15 protein-coding genes are annotated in these 18,428 nt (G+C 47.4%); 4 read left to right on the forward strand and 11 right to left on the reverse strand.

The genetic code is table 11. The features are described 5' to 3' along the window. Window positions 1-49 precede the first annotated feature (49 nt). Window positions 50-514, forward strand: coding sequence for a DUF417 family protein (locus AOT11_RS22680; protein WP_017422492.1), 465 nt, complete (start codon window positions 50-52; stop codon window positions 512-514). Window positions 515-596: 82 nt separating this feature from the next. On the opposite strand, the gene choV is transcribed toward AOT11_RS22680, so the two are convergent. The 6 genes from choV to betI are packed head-to-tail and all read right to left on the reverse strand — an operon-like array spanning window position 597 to window position 7,468. Next, window positions 597-1,790, reverse strand: a complete 1,194-nt coding sequence (gene choV, locus AOT11_RS22685) for a choline ABC transporter ATP-binding protein (RefSeq protein ID WP_017422491.1) — start codon at window positions 1,788-1,790, stop codon at window positions 597-599. Window positions 1,791-1,792: 2 nt separating this feature from the next. Further along, entirely contained in the window at window positions 1,793-2,635 is an 843-nt protein-coding gene (gene choW, locus AOT11_RS22690; RefSeq protein ID WP_017422490.1) for a choline ABC transporter permease subunit, read from the reverse strand. A 55-nt stretch (window positions 2,636-2,690) separates the two neighbouring features. After that, the gene (locus tag AOT11_RS22695; protein WP_017422489.1) at window positions 2,691-3,629 is read right to left on the reverse strand and encodes a choline ABC transporter substrate-binding protein; all 939 of its coding nucleotides are present in this window, start codon (window positions 3,627-3,629) and stop codon (window positions 2,691-2,693) included. Between the two features lie 56 nt (window positions 3,630-3,685). After that, a complete protein-coding gene (gene betA, locus AOT11_RS22700) occupies window positions 3,686-5,368 on the reverse strand; it encodes a choline dehydrogenase (protein ID WP_017422488.1) in 1,683 nt (560 codons plus the stop codon). Between the two features lie 24 nt (window positions 5,369-5,392). Continuing rightward, window positions 5,393-6,853 (reverse strand): betaine-aldehyde dehydrogenase, encoded by a 1,461-nt coding sequence (gene betB / locus AOT11_RS22705; RefSeq protein ID WP_017422487.1) that lies wholly within the window; start codon window positions 6,851-6,853, stop codon window positions 5,393-5,395. Window positions 6,854-6,871: 18 nt separating this feature from the next. Further along, the gene (betI, locus tag AOT11_RS22710) at window positions 6,872-7,468 is read right to left on the reverse strand and encodes a transcriptional regulator BetI (protein ID WP_017422486.1); all 597 of its coding nucleotides are present in this window, start codon (window positions 7,466-7,468) and stop codon (window positions 6,872-6,874) included. A 474-nt stretch (window positions 7,469-7,942) separates the two neighbouring features. Between betI and AOT11_RS22715 the strand changes: the two genes are divergently transcribed. Then, on the forward strand, window positions 7,943-8,776 hold the full coding sequence (locus AOT11_RS22715) for a tetratricopeptide repeat protein (RefSeq protein WP_370293232.1): 834 nt from the start codon (window positions 7,943-7,945) through the stop codon (window positions 8,774-8,776). A 274-nt stretch (window positions 8,777-9,050) separates the two neighbouring features. Here AOT11_RS22715 and AOT11_RS22720 read toward each other — a convergent pair whose 3' ends face one another. Further along, entirely contained in the window at window positions 9,051-9,716 is a 666-nt protein-coding gene (locus AOT11_RS22720; RefSeq protein WP_017422484.1) for a M23 family metallopeptidase, read from the reverse strand. A gap of 501 nt (window positions 9,717-10,217) precedes the next feature. On the opposite strand from AOT11_RS22720, the gene AOT11_RS22725 reads away from it, so the two are divergent. Then, window positions 10,218-12,704: a leucine-rich repeat domain-containing protein gene (locus AOT11_RS22725; RefSeq protein WP_017422483.1), complete on the forward strand. Its 2,487-nt coding sequence runs from the start codon at window positions 10,218-10,220 to the stop codon at window positions 12,702-12,704. Window positions 12,705-12,757: 53 nt separating this feature from the next. On the opposite strand, the gene AOT11_RS22730 is transcribed toward AOT11_RS22725, so the two are convergent. From AOT11_RS22730 to AOT11_RS22745, 4 genes are all read right to left on the reverse strand, one after another. Next, window positions 12,758-13,921: a D-alanyl-D-alanine carboxypeptidase family protein gene (locus AOT11_RS22730; protein WP_172840620.1), complete on the reverse strand. Its 1,164-nt coding sequence runs from the start codon at window positions 13,919-13,921 to the stop codon at window positions 12,758-12,760. A 188-nt stretch (window positions 13,922-14,109) separates the two neighbouring features. Continuing rightward, a complete protein-coding gene (locus AOT11_RS22735; protein WP_011151870.1) occupies window positions 14,110-14,628 on the reverse strand; it encodes an NUDIX hydrolase in 519 nt (172 codons plus the stop codon). Window positions 14,629-14,713: 85 nt separating this feature from the next. After that, window positions 14,714-15,646 (reverse strand): DHH family phosphoesterase, encoded by a 933-nt coding sequence (locus AOT11_RS22740; protein ID WP_017422481.1) that lies wholly within the window; start codon window positions 15,644-15,646, stop codon window positions 14,714-14,716. A gap of 165 nt (window positions 15,647-15,811) precedes the next feature. Further along, window positions 15,812-16,669 (reverse strand): YdcF family protein, encoded by an 858-nt coding sequence (locus tag AOT11_RS22745; protein WP_017422480.1) that lies wholly within the window; start codon window positions 16,667-16,669, stop codon window positions 15,812-15,814. 184 nt (window positions 16,670-16,853) lie between these two features. On the opposite strand from AOT11_RS22745, the gene AOT11_RS22750 reads away from it, so the two are divergent. Further along, on the forward strand, window positions 16,854-18,224 hold the full coding sequence (locus tag AOT11_RS22750) for an L-serine ammonia-lyase (RefSeq protein ID WP_017422479.1): 1,371 nt from the start codon (window positions 16,854-16,856) through the stop codon (window positions 18,222-18,224). Window positions 18,225-18,428: the final 204 nt, after the last annotated feature.

Genomic DNA, 18,428 nt, shown 5'->3' on the forward strand with positions numbered 1-18,428 from the left:
CCTCCACCCTCGGTCATCTTGATGCTATTTATTGTGGAGAAAAAGCAAAATGAAAAAACAAAACACTGACTTAGGCACGCAAGGCCTAGGCTATCTTCTTGGTGTATTTGGGGTGGTATTGGTTTTATTGTGGATTGGTGTTTATAAGTTTACCCCAACGGAAGCCAAGCTTATTGAACCCTTGGTCGTGAACCATCCATTAATGAGTTGGTTGTACAACCTCTTCTCTGTACAAATGGTCTCTAACTTTATCGGTGCAACGGAAATTATTGTTGCGATTGGTTTGGTTATCGGTCTGAAGAAGCCGCAGATTGGTTACTGGTCTGGCATTGCAGCTAGCGTTATTTTCGTTGCAACGCTGAGCTTTTTGCTCACCACACCCAATGCGTGGAAAGTCTCAGATGGGATTTTGGTCACGAACTTCTTCCTAGTGAAAGATATTCTGTTTCTTGCGGTGGCAATCAGTGTAATTGAGCGCAGTAAGGCATTGATGTTGAAGGAACAACAATCTTAGTCCCCTTCAAAACAACCAAGATGGTTTGCATGACAAACCATCTTGGTTTCTTACTCCACTATTGAGTGAGTATCACTAAAAACTACGCCAAGCCATTCGCCGATGCGCTGCTTTGGTAGTTGCCAAGCAATGCCTGATAGATATGTTCCGTATCGAGCACGCCAACAAATTGATCATCTTCTGCCAACAAAATCGGCTGCCTGTTTTTCTTTTTCAACGCGATCATCTCGCGCATATCCAGATCAGGTGAAGCGACAAGAAGCACATTGTCATCAACCACTGGATCTTGCTGCTCACAAGGCCAAGCCAGCAGACGCTTGTCTGAATTGCGTAAGGTCATCTGCTTGTCCGACTGCTCCAACCACAAATCCTGCCTACCACACACTTGCCATGCGCCATCAGTCTGCGTCAATGATTCTTTGCTGAGCATCAAAGTACGCCCTTTCAGTACATTGAGAGGATTGGTGTGGGCCACGAAATCCTTCACATAATCGGTTTCTGGTGACAACACAATCTCTTCTGGCGCGCCATGCTGTATCAAGCAACCGGATTCCATGATCGCAATGTTGTTACCAATTTTTAGTGCTTCGTCTAAATCATGGCTAACAAAGAGAATGGTTTTGTTCATTTTTTTCTGCAGTTGAATCAGTTCATCTTGCAACTGAGCGCGAATCAACGGATCTAGGGCGGAAAAAGGTTCGTCCATCAAGAGAATATCGGTGTCCATCGCGAACGCTCTCGCTAGGCCAACACGTTGCTGCATGCCTCCCGACAGTTCATGTGGATACTTATCCTGCCATTCCGAAAGCCCCACCATTTCAAGCTGTTCTTTGGCTTTTTTACGGCGTTGCTTTTTCGCCATGCCTTGCATTTCTAGGCCAAACGCAACATTGTCGAGTACCGTGAGCCAAGGCATCAGCGCAAACTTTTGGAAAACCATGGAAACACGATGCGTTCGTAAATGCCTTAACGTTGCTTCGTCACATTGTGCTAGATCGACCTGTTGGTCCCCATCTTTTATACGCAACGACCCACGAGAAATGCTGTTCAAACCATTCACCGCTCGCAATAAGCTCGACTTACCAGAACCGGACAAACCCATCAACACACAGATTTCGCCTTCTTTGATTGAGAGAGAAACCTTGTTCACCCCCACCACTTGGCCTGCTTCATCAATGATTTCTTGGCGCGTTTTACCTTGATCGAGCAGCGCCAAAGCGTGCTCTGGCTTGTCGCCAAAAACCACATCAACATTCTCAATTGTAATGGCATCCATGATTAAGCCTCCTTCTGCTGAGGTATTTTACAAAGGCGATCCAAAATTATCGCCACCAGAACGATCGCCAAACCGGCTTCAAAACCTTGAGCGATGTTCACCGTGTTGAGCGCGCGAACCACAGGTTTGCCTAATCCATCCGCACCAACGAGCGCAGCAATCACCACCATCGAAAGCGACAACATAATGCACTGAGTAATACCGGCCATTATGCTAGGCAAAGCAGCAGGCAGTTCTACTTTAAGCAGTAACTTGAGTCGGTTAGCGCCAAAAGCTTTGCCCGCTTCAACCAGCTCTTCAGGCACTTTGGTAATGCCGAGGTAGGTCAAACGTATCGGCGCGGCGATAGCAAAAATAATGGTTGAGATAAGCCCAGGTACAATGCCTAAGCCAAATAACACCAAGGTAGGAATCAAGTAAACGAAAGTCGGCACGGTTTGCATCAGGTCAAGTATTGGCCTTAGCAAGGTGTATATCCAACGACGATGCGCAGCCATGATCCCAATCGGCACACCAATTAATACGGAAATCGTTGTCGCGGCGAAGACCAAAACAAAGGTTTCCAGCATTTCTTGCCAGTAGCCAAGATTTAAAATGGTCAGCAGAGCCAAGACCACAAAGAGGACTAACCCAATACTGCGATGCAGAAACCAAGCGATCAGTGCTGTAGCGATAATTGGCATCGCTGGCGGCATCCATTTAAATAGGTCCACAACGAATAAAATGATGCTTTCCAAAAAGAAAGCGACCGCATCAAAAAAACCGGCTGCGTTGAGTGTTAACCAATCGACGCCCATTTCCATCCACTCACCGAACGGGAGTTTGTTTTCAGTTATAAAGTTCACTGTATTGCCTTTGTTTTGTTGGGCGGGCTGTCGATTGCCCGCCTATCGGTATCTCTTAAGCTTGTGTGTTTACGTAGTCAATCACGGCTTGAGCTGCTGGTTTGCCCTCTAGCGTTTTTACGCCTTCAAGCCACGCTTTTATCTGCTCTGGGTGCTGCTTTAGCCAGTTCAACGCCGCCTTGGCAGGTTTCTCTTTTTGGTTGAGAATGGCTTCCATGAGCTGGTTTTCCATTTCTAAGCTGAACGTCAGGTTTTGCAGCAACTGACCTACATTCGGACACGCAGAGAGATAACCCTCTCGCACATTGGTGTAGACATTGGCGCCGCCGTAGTTTGGCCCAAAGAAGTCATCCCCTCCCGACAGGTACACCATCTCTACATTGCTGTTCATTGGATGCGGAGCCCAACCCAGATAGACGATCCATTGGTTTCGGCGCACTGCTCTCGCCACTTGCGACACCATGCCTGCTTCACTGGATTCCACCAAGCTGAATCCTTTTAAATCAAAGGCGTTTTGGTCAATCATGCTTTGAATTAGGCGGTTGCCATCGTTACCGGGTTCAATGCCGTAGATACGATTTTTGAACTTATCTGCGTACTTGCTGATATCGGCAAAGCTCTGCACGCCTTGCTCATAGACATATTTAGGTACCGCTAAGGTGTACTTAGCGCCTTCAAGATTGGCTTTGACTGTCTCCACTTCCCCTGAGTCTCGGTATTTCGCGATATCCCCTTCCATGGTTGGCATCCAGTTTCCGAGAAAGACATCCACATCACCGTTGGCCATTGACGAATAGGTCACAGGAACAGAAAGCAGATCCGTTTTGGTTTGATACCCCATTCCTTTGAGCAGCTGGCTAGTCACTGCGGTTGTTGCTGTGATATCGGTCCAGCCGACATCCGCAAAACGGACTGTTTGGCATTGATTGGCAGCGGCGGTAAACGAAAAGGCACTCAGGGCCAAGATTGAAAGTGTTTTTGTCGTCATAGACATTGTTTTTTCCTTGTAATGATTACTGACTTTTATGAGGGCACGCTGTTTGGCGTGGCTTATCTCATCGGCTCTCCAGTCCGCTGCTGAGTTTCCCAACTCGGGGCTAGCCAAACCTTTGAGCGCTGCGGAGGCAACGGCTGTTTATGCAAAATTAAATCGGCGGCTCTTTCCGCCACCATGATGGTAGGCGCATTAAGATTGCCGTTAGGAATCGAGGGAAAAACGGAGGAGTCCACTACGCGCAGGTTGGTGATCCCTCGTACACGACACTCTTCATCGAGCACCGCCATTGGGTCATCGTCTGCGCCCATTTTGCATGAGCATGAAGGGTGATACGCGCTCTCGACGTTCTCTTTCACCCACTGATCGATTTCCGCATCGGTCGCGACATTGATGCCGGGCTGTATCTCTTCACCACGGAACGCATCCATTGCTGGCTGTGCCAAAATTTCGCGAGTAAGGCGGATACAATCTCGCCAATCTTGACGATCGCGCTCGGTCGATAAGTAGTTAAACTGAATTTTGGGTTTGTCCAATGGATTGGCTGAGACGATCTCAACACGGCCTCGGCTCTCAGGCTTGTTTGGCCCAACATGGACTTGGAAGCCATGACCATCAAAGGCGGCTTGTCCATCGTAACGCATTGCCGCGGGCAAAAAGTGGTACTGAATATTCGGCCATTTTAAACCTGCACGAGAGCGAATAAAGGCGCAAGACTCAAAGTGATTGGTCGCCCCAAGCCCTTTGCGCGTTAAAATCCACTCGGCTCCAATCAACCCTTTGCTGAACCAGTCCAATTTTCCATTCAATGTGATGGGCTTTTGACAATGGTATTGGAAATAGACTTCGAGATGGTCTTGCAAGTTTTGTCCAACGCCTGGCAGATGGTGAACGGGCGTCACCCCCGCCTTATCAAGTACCGTTTTAGGGCCAATGCCAGACAGCTGTAACAGTTGCACCGAGCCAATCGAACCCGCACTGGAAATCACTTCATTTTTGGCAAAACAAGTACGCAGTTCGCCTGCCAGTTCAAACTCGACCCCTACGGCACGCTTTTCTTCCAGTAAGATACGTTGAACCACAACGCCTTTGATCAGTTTGAAATTGCTTCTTTTTTTGGCACGGCTTAAGTATGCGTTTGAGGTTGAAGCTCGCACACCATTTTTAACCGTCATATGCATCGGACCAAAGCCTTCTTGTTGGTAGCCATTGTAGTCCGATGTTTCTGGGTATCCGGCCTCCTTACCCGCGTCAATGAACGCGCGATAGAGTGGATTCAGCGTCATCTTATTGCCAGCACAGGTACTTAATGGCCCATCGCCACCGCGATACTCATCTTCCCCCTCAACCCAGTTTTCTGCTCGACGGAAATACGGCAGACACGCTTGGTAATTCCAACCTTTTGCACCCTGCTCTTCCCATTCATCAAAATCACAGGCGTGACCACGAACATAAACCATGCCGTTGATGGAGGAACTGCCTCCGAGCACTTTCCCTCTTGGGCAATGTAAACGGCGGCCATCTAAGTTCGCTTCTACATCGGTTTCAAATTGCCAAGCGTACTTCTCTGAGTTCATAGGGTAAGAGAGCGCCGTTGGCATTTGAATGAAAATACTCTTGTCGGAACCGCCCGCTTCGAGTAATAAAACACTGTGATCACCACTCTCTGATAGTCGATCCGCTAGCACACAGCCAGCGGAACCCGCACCGACGATAATGTAATCGTAGTGTTGCTGCATCTTTTTCTCCTAACTATTGATTGATTAAGCGTAAGGGGAGTCGAACGCACCCAGTTCGACAAACACGCTTTTGGTCTGCGTATAGTGCAGTAACGTCTCTTGGCCATTTTCGCGACCAATGCCCGACAGCTTGTAGCCACCCACCGGCATCTCTGCGGGTGAATTTCCCCAAGTGTTTATCCAGCAGATGCCCGCTTGCAGTTGATGAATGACGCTATGGGCTTTGGATAGATTTTGCGTAAATACCCCAGCGGCCAAGCCGTATTGAGTGTTATTCGCGCGAGCAATGACTTCATCTTCGTCATCAAACACCAGCACTGACATGACAGGTCCAAAGATTTCATTTTGCACATGAGGCATCTCATCGCGGCAATCGACAAAGACGGTAGGCGCAACAAAACACCCTTTCTCTAGCCCTCTTTCCGTCACTTGGAAACCACCAGTGAGCAACGTTGCACCGCTCTCTTTCGCACTGGAAATAGCACCGAGTACTTTTTCTAGATGCGATTTAGAAATCAGTGAGCCAATTTGCGTTTCCATGTTCATCGGATCGCCGACTATGAGCTTTTCCGTGCGTTCTTTTAGCTGTTCAACAAACGCGTCGTACATCGCTCGTTGAACATAAACTCGCGTGCCATGGGTACATACCTCACCTTGAGTGTAAAAATTTGCCACCATTGCTGCCGAGACAGCATCATCGAGATCGGTATCATCGAAAATAATCAAGGGCGATTTCCCCCCCAATTCCATGGTGACGGGTTTGAGTGTCGCAGCGCTGTCGGCCATCACTTTCTTGCCAGTGCCGGACTCACCAGTGAATGAGACTTTGGCGATTTCAGGATGCGCGGTGAGCATTTGCCCAACACGATAGTCGCCTTGAACAACGTTAAACACGCCATCAGGTACGCCCGCTTGCGTAAAGAGTTCAGCCAGTTTGAGTGCCGAAAGTGGCGTTTCTTCTGAGGGTTTAAAGATCATCGCGTTGCCAGCGGCTAATGCAGGCGCGGCTTTCCACATTGCAATTTGAATCGGGTAATTCCAAGCGCCGATGCCGGCACAAATGCCCAGAGGTTCTCTTCTGGTGTAAAAAAACTGATTCGAACCAAGGGATTGTTGCTCGCCACCTAAGCCATTCGCTAATCCAGCAAAATACTCGATAACATCTGCGCCAGTGGCAATGTCAACCACACTCGCTTCTTGAATTGGTTTGCCCGTATCGCGCACTTCCAACTCTGCCAGTTCATCATTGTGATCGCGAATCAGCTGCGCCGCTTTGAGTAAGCATCGGCTGCGCTCGGCAGCGCTCATAGATGACCACACAGAAAAGCCAAGCTTCGCGCTCTCGATGGCGTCAGCTAACACCCTTTCGTCGGCTTGCTCGATGTGCGCTAACACTTCTCCGGTTGCTGGATTTAAGGTCGCAAAAGATTCGCCAGTCTCACCAACGAAAGGCTCCCCTCCAATGTAATGTGCTGTAACTTCCATCTGAAATTTGACTCTAGGTTATTGTTGTGAATAAAACGTGAGCTGTTTTTCTAAATAATCGTTAATAATGATGCGCGCTTTATCCGCATTAATACCTTCAGGATTAAGCGCTCCACGCAGCCAGATCCCGTCGATAAGCGCGGCAATGCCTTGGGCGACAATGTCGGCTTGCTCTTTGCTCATCAACGCTTTGAGTTCTCGCTTTAAATGTGAAAGCAAGCGCTTTTCATTAACGCGCTGTAAACGCTTTAACGCTTCGTCATGCATGGAATAAGACCAAAACGCCAACCATGTTTTGATCACCTTGCTTTCAGATTGAAAGCCAACGAAATTAGCATCCAATATCGCGTTGATTCTCTGCATATGCGCCTGCTTCGGTAGTGAATTCAAGCGTTTTGTTGCATCACAAGATAGCTGCCTCAAAATATCGCGCATCGTTTCTTCAAGCAGTCCATGCTTACCACCAAAGTAGTGGTTGATGATGCCACTAGAGACACCAGCCTCTTGGCTAATCAAAGAAACACTGGCTCCGTGCAAGCCCACACGGTCAATGACCGTCATGGTCGCACTCACTAATTGTGGCCTGCGAATCTTTGGCATTCCTACCTTGGGCATCCGTGCTCCTTTTTTTATTTGAACGATTAGTTAAATTAAAATGGCACAAAAATAATTAGATCTCAAACCATAAAGCCACTTTTACCGTCGATCATAAAGCTCAATCACCCAACAAACCCATACACAATTCAACACATCCAACGCCACTCGCGCACAAAAACCAAACAAAAATGAAATTCTTAACACATTGTTTTTAAAGGAAAGCAGCTAAACCTAGTAACAAAACACGATAATTAACACCCAATTCACCAATTAACCTCTATTTGTTAACAAATAAAAAATTAAAAGAAATTTACTTAGACATCGAATCATTTAACGTTTTAGAATTGCCCTCTCTTAACTGAGTGAGAGATGGAGTATTGGATGGTGGGCGAAAGCAGTTCTGTGCATTCTGTTTTTCGTTATTCACACTCCGAACCGCTATTCGCACAACATACCTAAAGGTGGAGCCGTCCTTCTATGCGAGTTTTATTCATGTTTATGATGCTAATCAGCATCAACTTGCCCGCACAGGCCGAGCAGCAAACGTATTCCGACAGTGAGTTGCTCGATAGGCCATTAATGGAGAGATACATCCTTGATGAGCTCAAATCGCTAAGACAAGATCAACAAGACTTAGAAAAGCGATTAACCGTTCAGTTTACGGAGCGCGAACTCTCGGTAGCCGATAAGTCACTAAACTATGCCAATGTGACAGTGACTTACTTCTTCTACATCATTGCCGGTGTTGCTTCTCTTGTCGCCTTTGTTGGCTGGCAATCATTAAGGGAGTTAAAAAACAACACCAAAGCAATGGCCGATAAAAGGCTAGAAACCATTGCAGAGAAGTATGAGAAGAAGTTCATTGCGTTAGAAAGAGATTTGAAACGCAAAACACGCATCATCAGTGAAAACAACCGGGAGATCGAAATCATCAATGAGATTCATAATCTCTGGTTGAGAGCGCAAAGTATGCCAACCGCTGAGCAGCGTATTGATGTGTACGATGAGATTCTGGCGATAAGGCCGGGCGACCTAGAGGCCGTGACCTACAAAGCCGATGCTGCAATGGAAATCAAAGAGTACAACTGGGCACTCAGTCTTTGTAACCGCGTACTGGATATGGACAGTTCTAATGCCCCCGCGCTCTACCAAAGAGCCTGTGCATATTCTCGTCTGGGTTTGGAAGAGCAGTCGATCGAAGATCTCGAACGAGCAATCGAAGCAAGCCCATCGATACGTGACCTCATCGCCAATGAGCCCGATTTAGAACCATTACACGGTAACCCAAGCTTTGATCGCATGCTGACAAAAGGGCAAGAGAGTTAATTTAGAAGGCTAGAAACGTCAAATCTAGCCGTAACTCATGGAGATACAACTCGAGGCAACTAATGCCTCGAGTTGCTGTTCACTACAAGCCAAAAAAGCGGGTGAACCATGTGATTTCACCAAACGCAATTAAGTCGTAAATAGTGAAGAAAATTGCGCAGATTACCGCAAGTTTAATAAGCTTAATGGCAATTAACATCCTACTTTCTTCCATCATTTTCGTTGCGCACAGTGTAGCGGAAAGGTGAATAGAAACAATCAAAACAACCTGTGGTTAGCTTTGATTCCACCGTACCGTTTGAAGAATAAACCGCTCGGGATCGATAAAACCACTGAAAATGGGATGTCGCTCCGTATACCCTGCCATCCAACGCTCATCACCACTGCTTGGATAATCCGCTTTTTCTCCCAAACGTAACGCAAAATGCAGATGAGAGACCGTACCTATCCCATAACTCTCAGAGGGCTCGGCAATATAGCCGACAATATCCCCTCGTTTGATTGGCCCTAGTTCCACCATGTCACTTTTGAGAGATAAATGGCCATAAAGTGAATACAGCGATTCCTTACTGTGATCAATAACCACGAGGCCTGCGTAGCCATCCATTTCACCGGAAAAGCTCACCACACCGTCCGCCGCTGCGTACACTGGCGAACCCGGTTCTACCCTATAATCTATTGCTGCATGATGGAGGTTGGGATATCGAGTGGAGGTATTAAAAGACGCATAGTTCTGCAATAAAGAACGATTATCGAGTGGAAACAAATACGGTTGGTTCATCACATCGACCACAACCTGCAACTCGCCATGCACATGGTCTAACTCTTTCTCCGCTTTAACACGGTAGTTTTCTGAGTACGTTTTTGCGCCCCAAAACAAAAAAAACATTACTAAAAGCGTGACAAACGTCCATGTCAGCTTCTTACTTCGTTGATTCATCTAGCCATCCATTTCTTATAGATTTAATAATGTAACCTGAACTCAGGTTAATGAGCCTAAATCGTCTCAAGATGAAATTGCCAGAGCGAGCGTAGGGTTGTTGCGTGCAATAACAGGCGACAACGGCGATTTTCTATTCGACCCTCAAGAATGGAAATCATAGACCCCCTGATAAAACACGCTGCACTGCTTTGCCAACACATCAAGAAGTGATTTAGGAATAAACACACCTTTCACCGTCCGATCATTGTCAAAAAACAACCTAAAACAACCATAGTGACTGCGATTTTCGATCTGATTCACTCATCCAGCGCACCGTTAACCGATTGCTGCGACTGATGTTCACCCTCATCAAACATCAAACGGCGAATAAATCACCGACACTTTTATGACTCACTTCACAATTAACGCCAAATGCAATCGATTACACATTCACGTTCACAATACCCAGGTGGTTTTATATGCAACAGAATAATTTATAAAATAACCAGAGAGAAAGTAATGATTAGAACCTTTGTAATATCCGGAATTTTGTTGCTCATAACCGCTTGTGGCGGTGGGTCTTCTGGCGACAACACCTCAACAGCGCCCCCTTCCAGCCGAGATTTATCCGTCGAACTGGGTCAAGACCTTTTCCACAATGCCAATGACACCATAGAAATCGTTCCTCAATACCAGCATGACAGCGCATTTCCCCCCACGTTTCAGTGGCGACAAACCGAAGGTCCTAGCTTAGATACCTCCCCCTCTCACCAGAAAAGTCTTACGTTCACCCTTCCATCTGTCGCAGTTGAAACCACCGTCGCGTTTGAACTGACGTTAACCGACGGTCAAGGCAATCAAGCACAAGATACGATTCGCATTACCATCAAACCCACTCCTCAGCCAGACAACATCCCTCCCACCGTGCAAGCAGGTTCGCCCTTTAGCGTAGAAGAAGGCGCCTTTGCCGACGGACTGAGTGTCACCGCCCAAGATGAAGACGGGCAGATAGAAAAGATCGAATGGCAACAAACGGGTGGCCCGACGGTGTCCCTTTCTAACGTCAATTCAGCCTCACCGAAGTTCAAAGCACCTTTAGTGGATAACGATACGGATCTGGTGTTTAGCGTCACCGTGACTGACAACTTAGGGGCAACCGCGCAAGACCAACAGATCGTCACCGTACAGGACAGCGCGATCAATCAGCGTCCGCAAGTTTCAATTGGAGAAGACAAAGCCGTGGTAGAAGGCACGGAAGTGACACTCACAGCAAACGCCACGGATCCGGATGCTGATGGCAACATCGTCGCGTATCGTTGGAGACAGTTATCGGGACCAAGCGTCACGCTAAATGATGCCACTCAAGCCACTGTGACCTTTTCTGTGCCGACACAATGGACGCAAGGCGATAGCATCGGCTTAATGGTCAGCGTGACAGACAATCAAGGCGGCATTGGCAACGCCAGAATAACGCTGACCATCACTGCCGCAGAGCACAGCTTTAACGCCATTGAATACCTCGACCCGGAACTCAAACGTTGTGTAGATCAACACCGCACGCTGAAAGGCTGGCAGAATACACTCGAAGTGACGGAACTTGACTGCGCTTCTTCTTTCCAAATCAATACCAGCCGCGATTTGGTCAACTTTACCAACCTTGCAAAATTGACCATCAAGTCTCGTCTGTTTACCGATTTTTCTTCGGACCATGTACCCAACATTGAAAGCTTGTCGTTCCAAGGTTCTGCACTGAAAACACTCGACTTCTCGGGCAATAAGTCGCTTCGTTCACTGACGTTAGTCAGTATTAACACGCTGCAAAGCCTCGCCCTATCGCAAAACTTTGCTCTGACACAACTGACGGTCAATGGCAGTCAGATAGCAGATTTGGATTTGAGTCAGCAAACCGCTTTGCAATCCTTGTCCCTTCATATGGCGAGGCTAAGTCAACTGCAATTAGCAAACATGCCGGATTTAACCACGCTCAAAATCACAGGAACACAGCTCACCCAGTTTATTGCGCCCTCTCTACCGCAACTACGCACCTTGAACGTGAGCGACAACAAACTGCAAACCTTGGGTGTGACAGAGTTACCCGCTCTGACCGCTCTCTATGCAGGCAATAATGCACTGACGGGACTGAGCTTAGCCAACAACCTCGCGCTCACCGACGTTCGCGTGTCGAAAAACCCGCTGTCGACACTCAATATTCGACCACTTCTCGAGTTAGAAAGATTAGAGATCAGCGAAACCGACCTCACCACCATCGACTTTTCGCAAAGCCAGAAAATAGCGGCGCTTCTTGCAGGCAATAGCACTCAATTGCAAACCCTAAATGGCCCGCTTCTCCCCATCAAAGAAATCGATGTAAGTCATACTCGCGTCACCGATATCGACTTCAATCATCTTCAAGAGGGTATGGTGTTGATTGGCGCGTCAGGCAAGGGGCTCACCCAGTTTAATGCGGCGCGATATCCGAACTTGCAAACACTCTATATTGCAGATAACGCACTCACCACCTTGGCGTTATCACACAATCCTCAACTGCTTCTGCTTGATGCAAAAAACAACCAGCTCACTCAACTCGATTTGAGCGCTAACCGAGAGCTGGCGGATCTGGATGCGGCTCACAATCGCCTCACTTCTGTTCAATTGGCCGAAGAAAGCCGACTGAGTTTCATCGTGCTTTCTCACAATCAGTTGAAAGACGTGGATTTGTCTCCAGCGGTCAATGTTTTTGATGTGGAAGTGCAAAATAACCCATTGGTGAACATCGAGTTATCGGGGCTGCGTCAATTACGAACTTTGGATGTGTCAAACTCAGAGTTGGTTGACTTCGCACCGCCCCCTTCTACACACTTTTGGTGCCTGAGAGCGGAAAATAACCGCTTCAGTACCCAACTGCTTGAACAACTGGCGCAGTTTGACCAACTGCTTGGTAAGGTATTTTTGACAACGCCCATGAGCAAAAGCACCTTAAATGAAGAGTGCCACGCGCACCTTTAATAAAAAAAGCCGTGAAAGGCCACCTTTCACGGCTTTTGTCGTTTGCGACAAGATTAGAACAGATTGCTCAACCAACGCTTAAACCAATCGGTAATGCGTTTAAACAGCCCACCTTGCTCGACGGATTCTAACGCCACAAGGTCGACCTCCTTCACCACCTTATCTTCCACTTTATAAACCACCTGACCAACCACCTGATCACGCAAGATGGGGGCAGATAAGTCCGGCAGATAAATCAGCTCAGCTTGAAGCTTTTTGGTATCCCCTTTGGGTAAAGTAAGGAAAATGTCCTCTCTAAGACCAACGCTTAACTGATTCTTCTCTCCCATCCAAACTCGAGTGTCTGCCAGCGGCTGATTCGCTTTCGTTGGGGAAACCGTATCGAAGAAGCGGAAACCGTAGCTCAGCAGTTGTTTGCTCTCCGCTTCACGGCTTGAAGTACTGTTGGACCCCATCACCACCGAAATTAAGCGCATGTTGCCACTGGTGGCAGAGGTCGCCAAACTGTAACCCGCACCACTGGTGAAGCCCGTTTTCATGCCATCCACAGCAATACTTCGGTCTCGCAACAAACCGTTGCGGTTGTATTGCGTAATGCCGTTGTAGGTAAACGAGGTTTCACTGTACATCGGGTAAACGCTAGGCAAATCACGAATGATCGCCTGCCCCAACTTGGCAATGTCACGTGGTGTTGAGTAGAGACCCGTGCTGTCCAAGCCATGAGGGTTGGTGAAGGCGGAATTTTGTAAACCAAGCTTGTCGGCCCACGAGTTCATCAAACTGACAAACGCATCTTGGCTACCGGCCACATGCTCGGCGATGGCGACACTCGCGTCATTGCCCGACTGGATGATCAGACCTCGGTAAAGGTCTTCTAAACTCACAGAAGTACCCACTTCGATAAACATTTTCGAAGAGTCTGGGAAGTTTTTTGCCCATGCGTTGCGGCTGATCACCACTTGATCTGAAAAGCGAATGTTGCCGCGATTCATTTCTTGCCCCGCCACATACGCCGTCATCAACTTGGTTAAACTGGCAGGATTTAACTGGGTATCGGCATTTTTGGCGACCAAGACCTCCCCTGAATGGTAGTCCATCAGCACATAGCCTTTGGCCCCCAAAGCGGGAGGATCGGGAATGACGGTCGGCGCGGCATGAGCGGAAAAAGCCATAACGCTGGCACACAAAGCGGAAGTAAGAGAAACAATAGATTTCATGAAAGCAGCCATCCGTTAAATAAGACTTTCTCGAGTATATTCAAGGGAATTTTGCTTACAGCCTCTCTGTTACTAATGGTTACGTTTCTTCGAAAAATGTCTCAATTTGCCTGAAAAATCCATTGATCGGCAAAAAGAAGTGAACAAATTCATAGCTCAAATCTATTGTTCTCAATATTTTATCGTCGTTACAGCAACTCTTTGGCGATGAGACGCAGTAGGAAAGTTTCGCGCTCAATGCTCATGCCTTTTTTGGGGCTTTCCGCCATAGTCTGCTCATTATGTGCTATCGCTTGATGGATATTGACCCAAAGTGGCTTCATGCCATTTTTCACTTCGTATTCCTCAAAGCGCGTTTCGCCTAACTCTCGGTCAATCTTGCAGGTGTAGCAGTAAGAATGCATGTGCATCACGTTTGCTTCCCCTTTGTACCAAGGACGAAACTCTTCATAGATGCCAAATGGTTTGATGTTGTGGATGTTCTTTGCGCCAGTTTCTTCTTCAAGTTCGCGAACCAACCCGGCGATCACATCCTCTCCTTCATCGATGCCACCACCAGGAATGGTGTAATCGTGGTAGCGCTCGGTGTAGAGCAATAAAATATCTTCACCATCGACACAAATGGCGCGCGCGGCGCTGCGTTGGAAAATGATTTTTTCGTCTAGATGTTCGATATCAGGGTGAATCGTTGTTTTCAGATGTCTCATGAGAAAAACGCGCTGTGCTGAAGTCCAAAATTAATTTGGCGGCATACTAACAAAAAAAGCCTCGCGAATGCGAGGCTATTGGTCTTTAACCGTCCCGATTTATCTGCTCAATCAGTTGAGCTTGGACACGCTCTGCGTCTTCAAGGTTGATCTGACAGGTACCTGCCGCTTGGTGCCCACCACCGCCATATTTCAACATCAATTCGCCCACGTTGGTTTTAGAGCCTCGATCGAAAATCGATTTGCCCGTTGCGAAAACCACGTTTTGCTTTTGAAAACCCCACATTTTATGGATTGAAATATTGCAGTCAGGAAACAGGGCATAAATGATGAAGCGGTTGCCTGCGTAAATGGTCTCTTCGTTGGTGAGATCCAACAGCACCAAATTCTTATGCACCGTGGCACAACGTTGAATCTGCTCTTTAAACTTAATTTCGTGTTCGCGATATAAATCAATGCGCTCTTTGACGTCTGGCAAGTCGAGAATTTGCTCGATGGTGTGATTCTTACAATAGTCAATCAAGTCCATCATCAAGTTATAGTTGGAAATGCGAAACTCTCTGAAACGCCCCAAACCAGTACGCGCATCCATCAGAAAATTGAGTAAGTTCCACCCTTTTGAGTCCAAAACGTCATCGCGACTAAACTGAGCAGAATCACCTTTGTCTACCGCTTCCATCATTTCAATCCATTCAACGGGGAACACCGAAGTGCCACCATAGTAATCCCACACCACTCGTGCGGCAGATGGGGCATTAGGGTTGATAATATGGTTCTCATGGCGACCACGATTACGGATGGTTTCAGAGAGATGGTGGTCGAACACTAAGTGTGCTTCTGCGACATAAGGCAAGTTGGTAACAATATCGTTTTCCGTAATATCAATCAGGCCGTCTTGCATATCTTTGGGATGGACAAATTTTATCTCATCAATCAAATCTTGTTGTTTTAATAAAACAGCACAAACCAAGCCGTCAAAATCACTGCGGGTTACCAAACGGAATTTTTGTTGTGACATTTACATTTCCTTTGCCAATGATGGGTTGCGATACGATAACCGCAGAGCGAAAAGTGACGCAACAAACCTGTTAATATCAATGGTAAAAATCGGAGCTTTACCACTTGAAACTCTTCTAAGCGTAGTCGAGCGTGCGCTAACTTCCAAATTACTCAATAAGGTTCATCAGTCCCTTAAAGCCTGTTCCGGATCGAAGCGACGATTTAGCCCCACTAAGGTGTGGTTAAAACAACGAGCAATCTGAGAAATCGTTGCCGCCTCTTGCTCAATATCGCTCTCTTCGATCCACTGCTGAAGCTGCGCAAAATCGTGATAATAAGGAGACCAATCCGTATTTTGTGCCAGCACGGAACGAATGGCGCTTAATGCATCTTGGGCTTTTTGGTAGGGAATACGGCGCACCTCTTTTAATGGCCGTTGAAACACGCCGCGCGCCACCCCTTCCAGATACACGCGATAGGTGGTGAGCTCATCAATCAACAAAAACAGTTGTGCTTCGCCGCCGACATTTGGGTACGGGACACTCACATGCGCCTCCAGATCATGGCGGATGTCAAGGTGCACACCGTGTTGAGCACATCGCTCACGCAACACGCGCAATAGCCCTTGTTCGTCCATTAATTGTTGGATTTCAAAGATACGCTTGAGATGGTAATCATTGGAAACGAAAGTGACTTTCAAAACGCTGCCCTCTGAACACTGACCACGTTGAATCAGCAAACGGGACACTTCAAAAATGTTCTCTACTGTGCTGGTCGAACGTTCTTCCAGCAAAATGTTCTGAGCCGAAAAAGTCAGGTTTTTCGCAAGGCAACACTGTTGGAAGTAATCGAACATGGCGTTGGCTTCTGAGCGAGCCTGCCCCTGAGTGACGCCACCACAAAATGCAATACGACTCCCAGGCTCAATCTGCCCCGAAGCCATTGCCTCAACCAAAGCCTCCACTCGGCTAACACCTTCTGGCGTTAACGCGTTTTTAAACAGTCTTTTACCCAGCACGATGACCAGACGTTTCTCTTCCATTATTTACAGATCTCTCGTTTTAAACACATCTCTCTCATCTTCTGCTGTACTTTTGTTCAAGCTGAGGCTATTTTCACCGCATTAAGATTCATTAACAAAATTTCAACATACATACTCAAGATGAACTGGTACAACACACTGCTTCATCCATACTTACTAGCAGGTTGTCAGATAGGAAATCATTATGCTGTCGATTTTTGATATTTTTAAGATTGGCGTTGGCCCTTCAAGCTCTCACACCAATGGTCCCATGATTGCGGGTTATCAGTTTACGCAATTGTTGGCAAATGATCTTGATAAAGTGCAACGAATTCAGGTCGATCTCTACGGTTCTTTGTCGCTAACAGGAAAAGGCCACCACACCGATCGCGCCGTCATTTTAGGGCTGTTAGGCAATCGCCCTGATACCATCCGTATTAGCAGTGCCAATCAAGCGATGCGACAAGCCATTCACGAAGGGCAACTCTCGCTACGTGGCGAGCGCTTTATTGAATTCGACTTTGCCAGTGACATTCTCTTCCATACCGAGAACTTGCCTCTGCATGAGAATGGCATGACCATCAGTGCGTTCGACGAAGCCAATCAACGTATCCATTTCGAAACCTACTACTCCATCGGTGGTGGTTTTATTGCCACCGAGGATGAACTGAAAAATGGCAAACAAGAATCGCCTATAAAGGTGGATTTCCCCTTTAGAAATGCCGATGAAATGCTAGAAATGGCGGAAAAGAACGGGCTGAGCCTGGGAGGAATGGTGCTGCGCAACGAGCAGACGTTCCACAATATGGACACCATCGATGCCAAAGCCGAGCAAATTTGGAAAGTGATGAGCTTGTGCATGAAGCGCGGTTTTGAAACCGAAGGCATACTTGAAGGTGGCTTGAGTGTCACTCGCCGCGCCCCCAACTTGCTGAAAAAGCTCGAAGCCAATGCTGCGATTGAAAACGATCCGATGGAAATCATGGATTGGATTAACTTGTTTGCCTTCGCCGTCAGCGAAGAAAACGCGGCCGGTGGCCAAGTGGTCACCTCCCCGACCAACGGCGCAGCAGGTGTGATTCCAGCGGTGTTAATGTACTACCACAAGTTCATCAAAGAGCTCGATACCAAGCAGTTGAAAGACTTCCTTGCCGTGTCTGGCGCAATTGGCATTTTATACAAAACCAATGCCTCTATCTCCGGAGCGGAAGTGGGCTGCCAAGGTGAAATTGGTGTTTCCTCCTCAATGGCGGCGGCGGGATTGACCGCATTACGGGGTGGCAGCAACGAGCAAATTTGCATTGCCGCAGAAATCGCGATGGAACATTCACTCGGCATGACGTGCGATCCGATTGGCGGCTTGGTTCAAGTGCCGTGCATTGAACGCAATGCGATGGGCGCAATGAAAGCGATAAACGCTTCGCGCATGGCCTTAAAGCGCACAAGTAAGTGCCTCATCTCATTAGATAAAGTTATCGAGACCATGTACCAAACGGGCAAAGACATGAATAAAAAATATCGAGAAACCTCGCTCGGCGGTTTGGCTCTGATTCACATGGCGCCTCCGTGTGAATAGCCTGTCATTTCATCAACTTGACTAAATAAACATCACAAAGGGTAGCGCTGCTGCCCTTTCTTTGTCTGGCTTGTGCGCAACCTCACTGCCCCTCTCTTCTTCCTCTTTTCTGTGCGCTTTTACTTACCAATACCAATACATTTGTGAAATTTCACAAAAAACTGCCGTTAGTTTCATCTGACGAATATTAACCCAATCAACACA

The sequence above is a fragment of the Vibrio vulnificus NBRC 15645 = ATCC 27562 genome, from assembly GCF_002224265.1.
Taxonomy (GTDB): Bacteria; Pseudomonadota; Gammaproteobacteria; order Enterobacterales; family Vibrionaceae; genus Vibrio; species Vibrio vulnificus.

Coding starts and splice junctions, on each gene's coding strand:
- AOT11_RS22695 (WP_017422489.1), bottom strand. CDS start 3,629: ATGTCTATGACGACAAAAACACTTTCAATCTTGGCCCTGAGTGCCTTT.
- AOT11_RS22750 (WP_017422479.1), top strand. CDS start 16,854: ATGCTGTCGATTTTTGATATTTTTAAGATTGGCGTTGGCCCTTCAAGC.
- betI (WP_017422486.1), bottom strand. CDS start 7,468: ATGCCCAAGGTAGGAATGCCAAAGATTCGCAGGCCACAATTAGTGAGT.
- AOT11_RS22720 (WP_017422484.1), bottom strand. CDS start 9,716: ATGAATCAACGAAGTAAGAAGCTGACATGGACGTTTGTCACGCTTTTA.
- choV (WP_017422491.1), bottom strand. CDS start 1,790: ATGGATGCCATTACAATTGAGAATGTTGATGTGGTTTTTGGCGACAAG.
- AOT11_RS22735 (WP_011151870.1), bottom strand. CDS start 14,628: ATGAGACATCTGAAAACAACGATTCACCCTGATATCGAACATCTAGAC.
- AOT11_RS22745 (WP_017422480.1), bottom strand. CDS start 16,669: ATGGAAGAGAAACGTCTGGTCATCGTGCTGGGTAAAAGACTGTTTAAA.
- AOT11_RS22680 (WP_017422492.1), top strand. CDS start 50: ATGAAAAAACAAAACACTGACTTAGGCACGCAAGGCCTAGGCTATCTT.
- betA (WP_017422488.1), bottom strand. CDS start 5,368: ATGCAGCAACACTACGATTACATTATCGTCGGTGCGGGTTCCGCTGGC.
- betB (WP_017422487.1), bottom strand. CDS start 6,853: ATGGAAGTTACAGCACATTACATTGGAGGGGAGCCTTTCGTTGGTGAG.
- AOT11_RS22730 (WP_172840620.1), bottom strand. CDS start 13,921: ATGAAATCTATTGTTTCTCTTACTTCCGCTTTGTGTGCCAGCGTTATG.
- AOT11_RS22740 (WP_017422481.1), bottom strand. CDS start 15,646: ATGTCACAACAAAAATTCCGTTTGGTAACCCGCAGTGATTTTGACGGC.
- AOT11_RS22715 (WP_370293232.1), top strand. CDS start 7,943: ATGTTTATGATGCTAATCAGCATCAACTTGCCCGCACAGGCCGAGCAG.
- AOT11_RS22725 (WP_017422483.1), top strand. CDS start 10,218: ATGATTAGAACCTTTGTAATATCCGGAATTTTGTTGCTCATAACCGCT.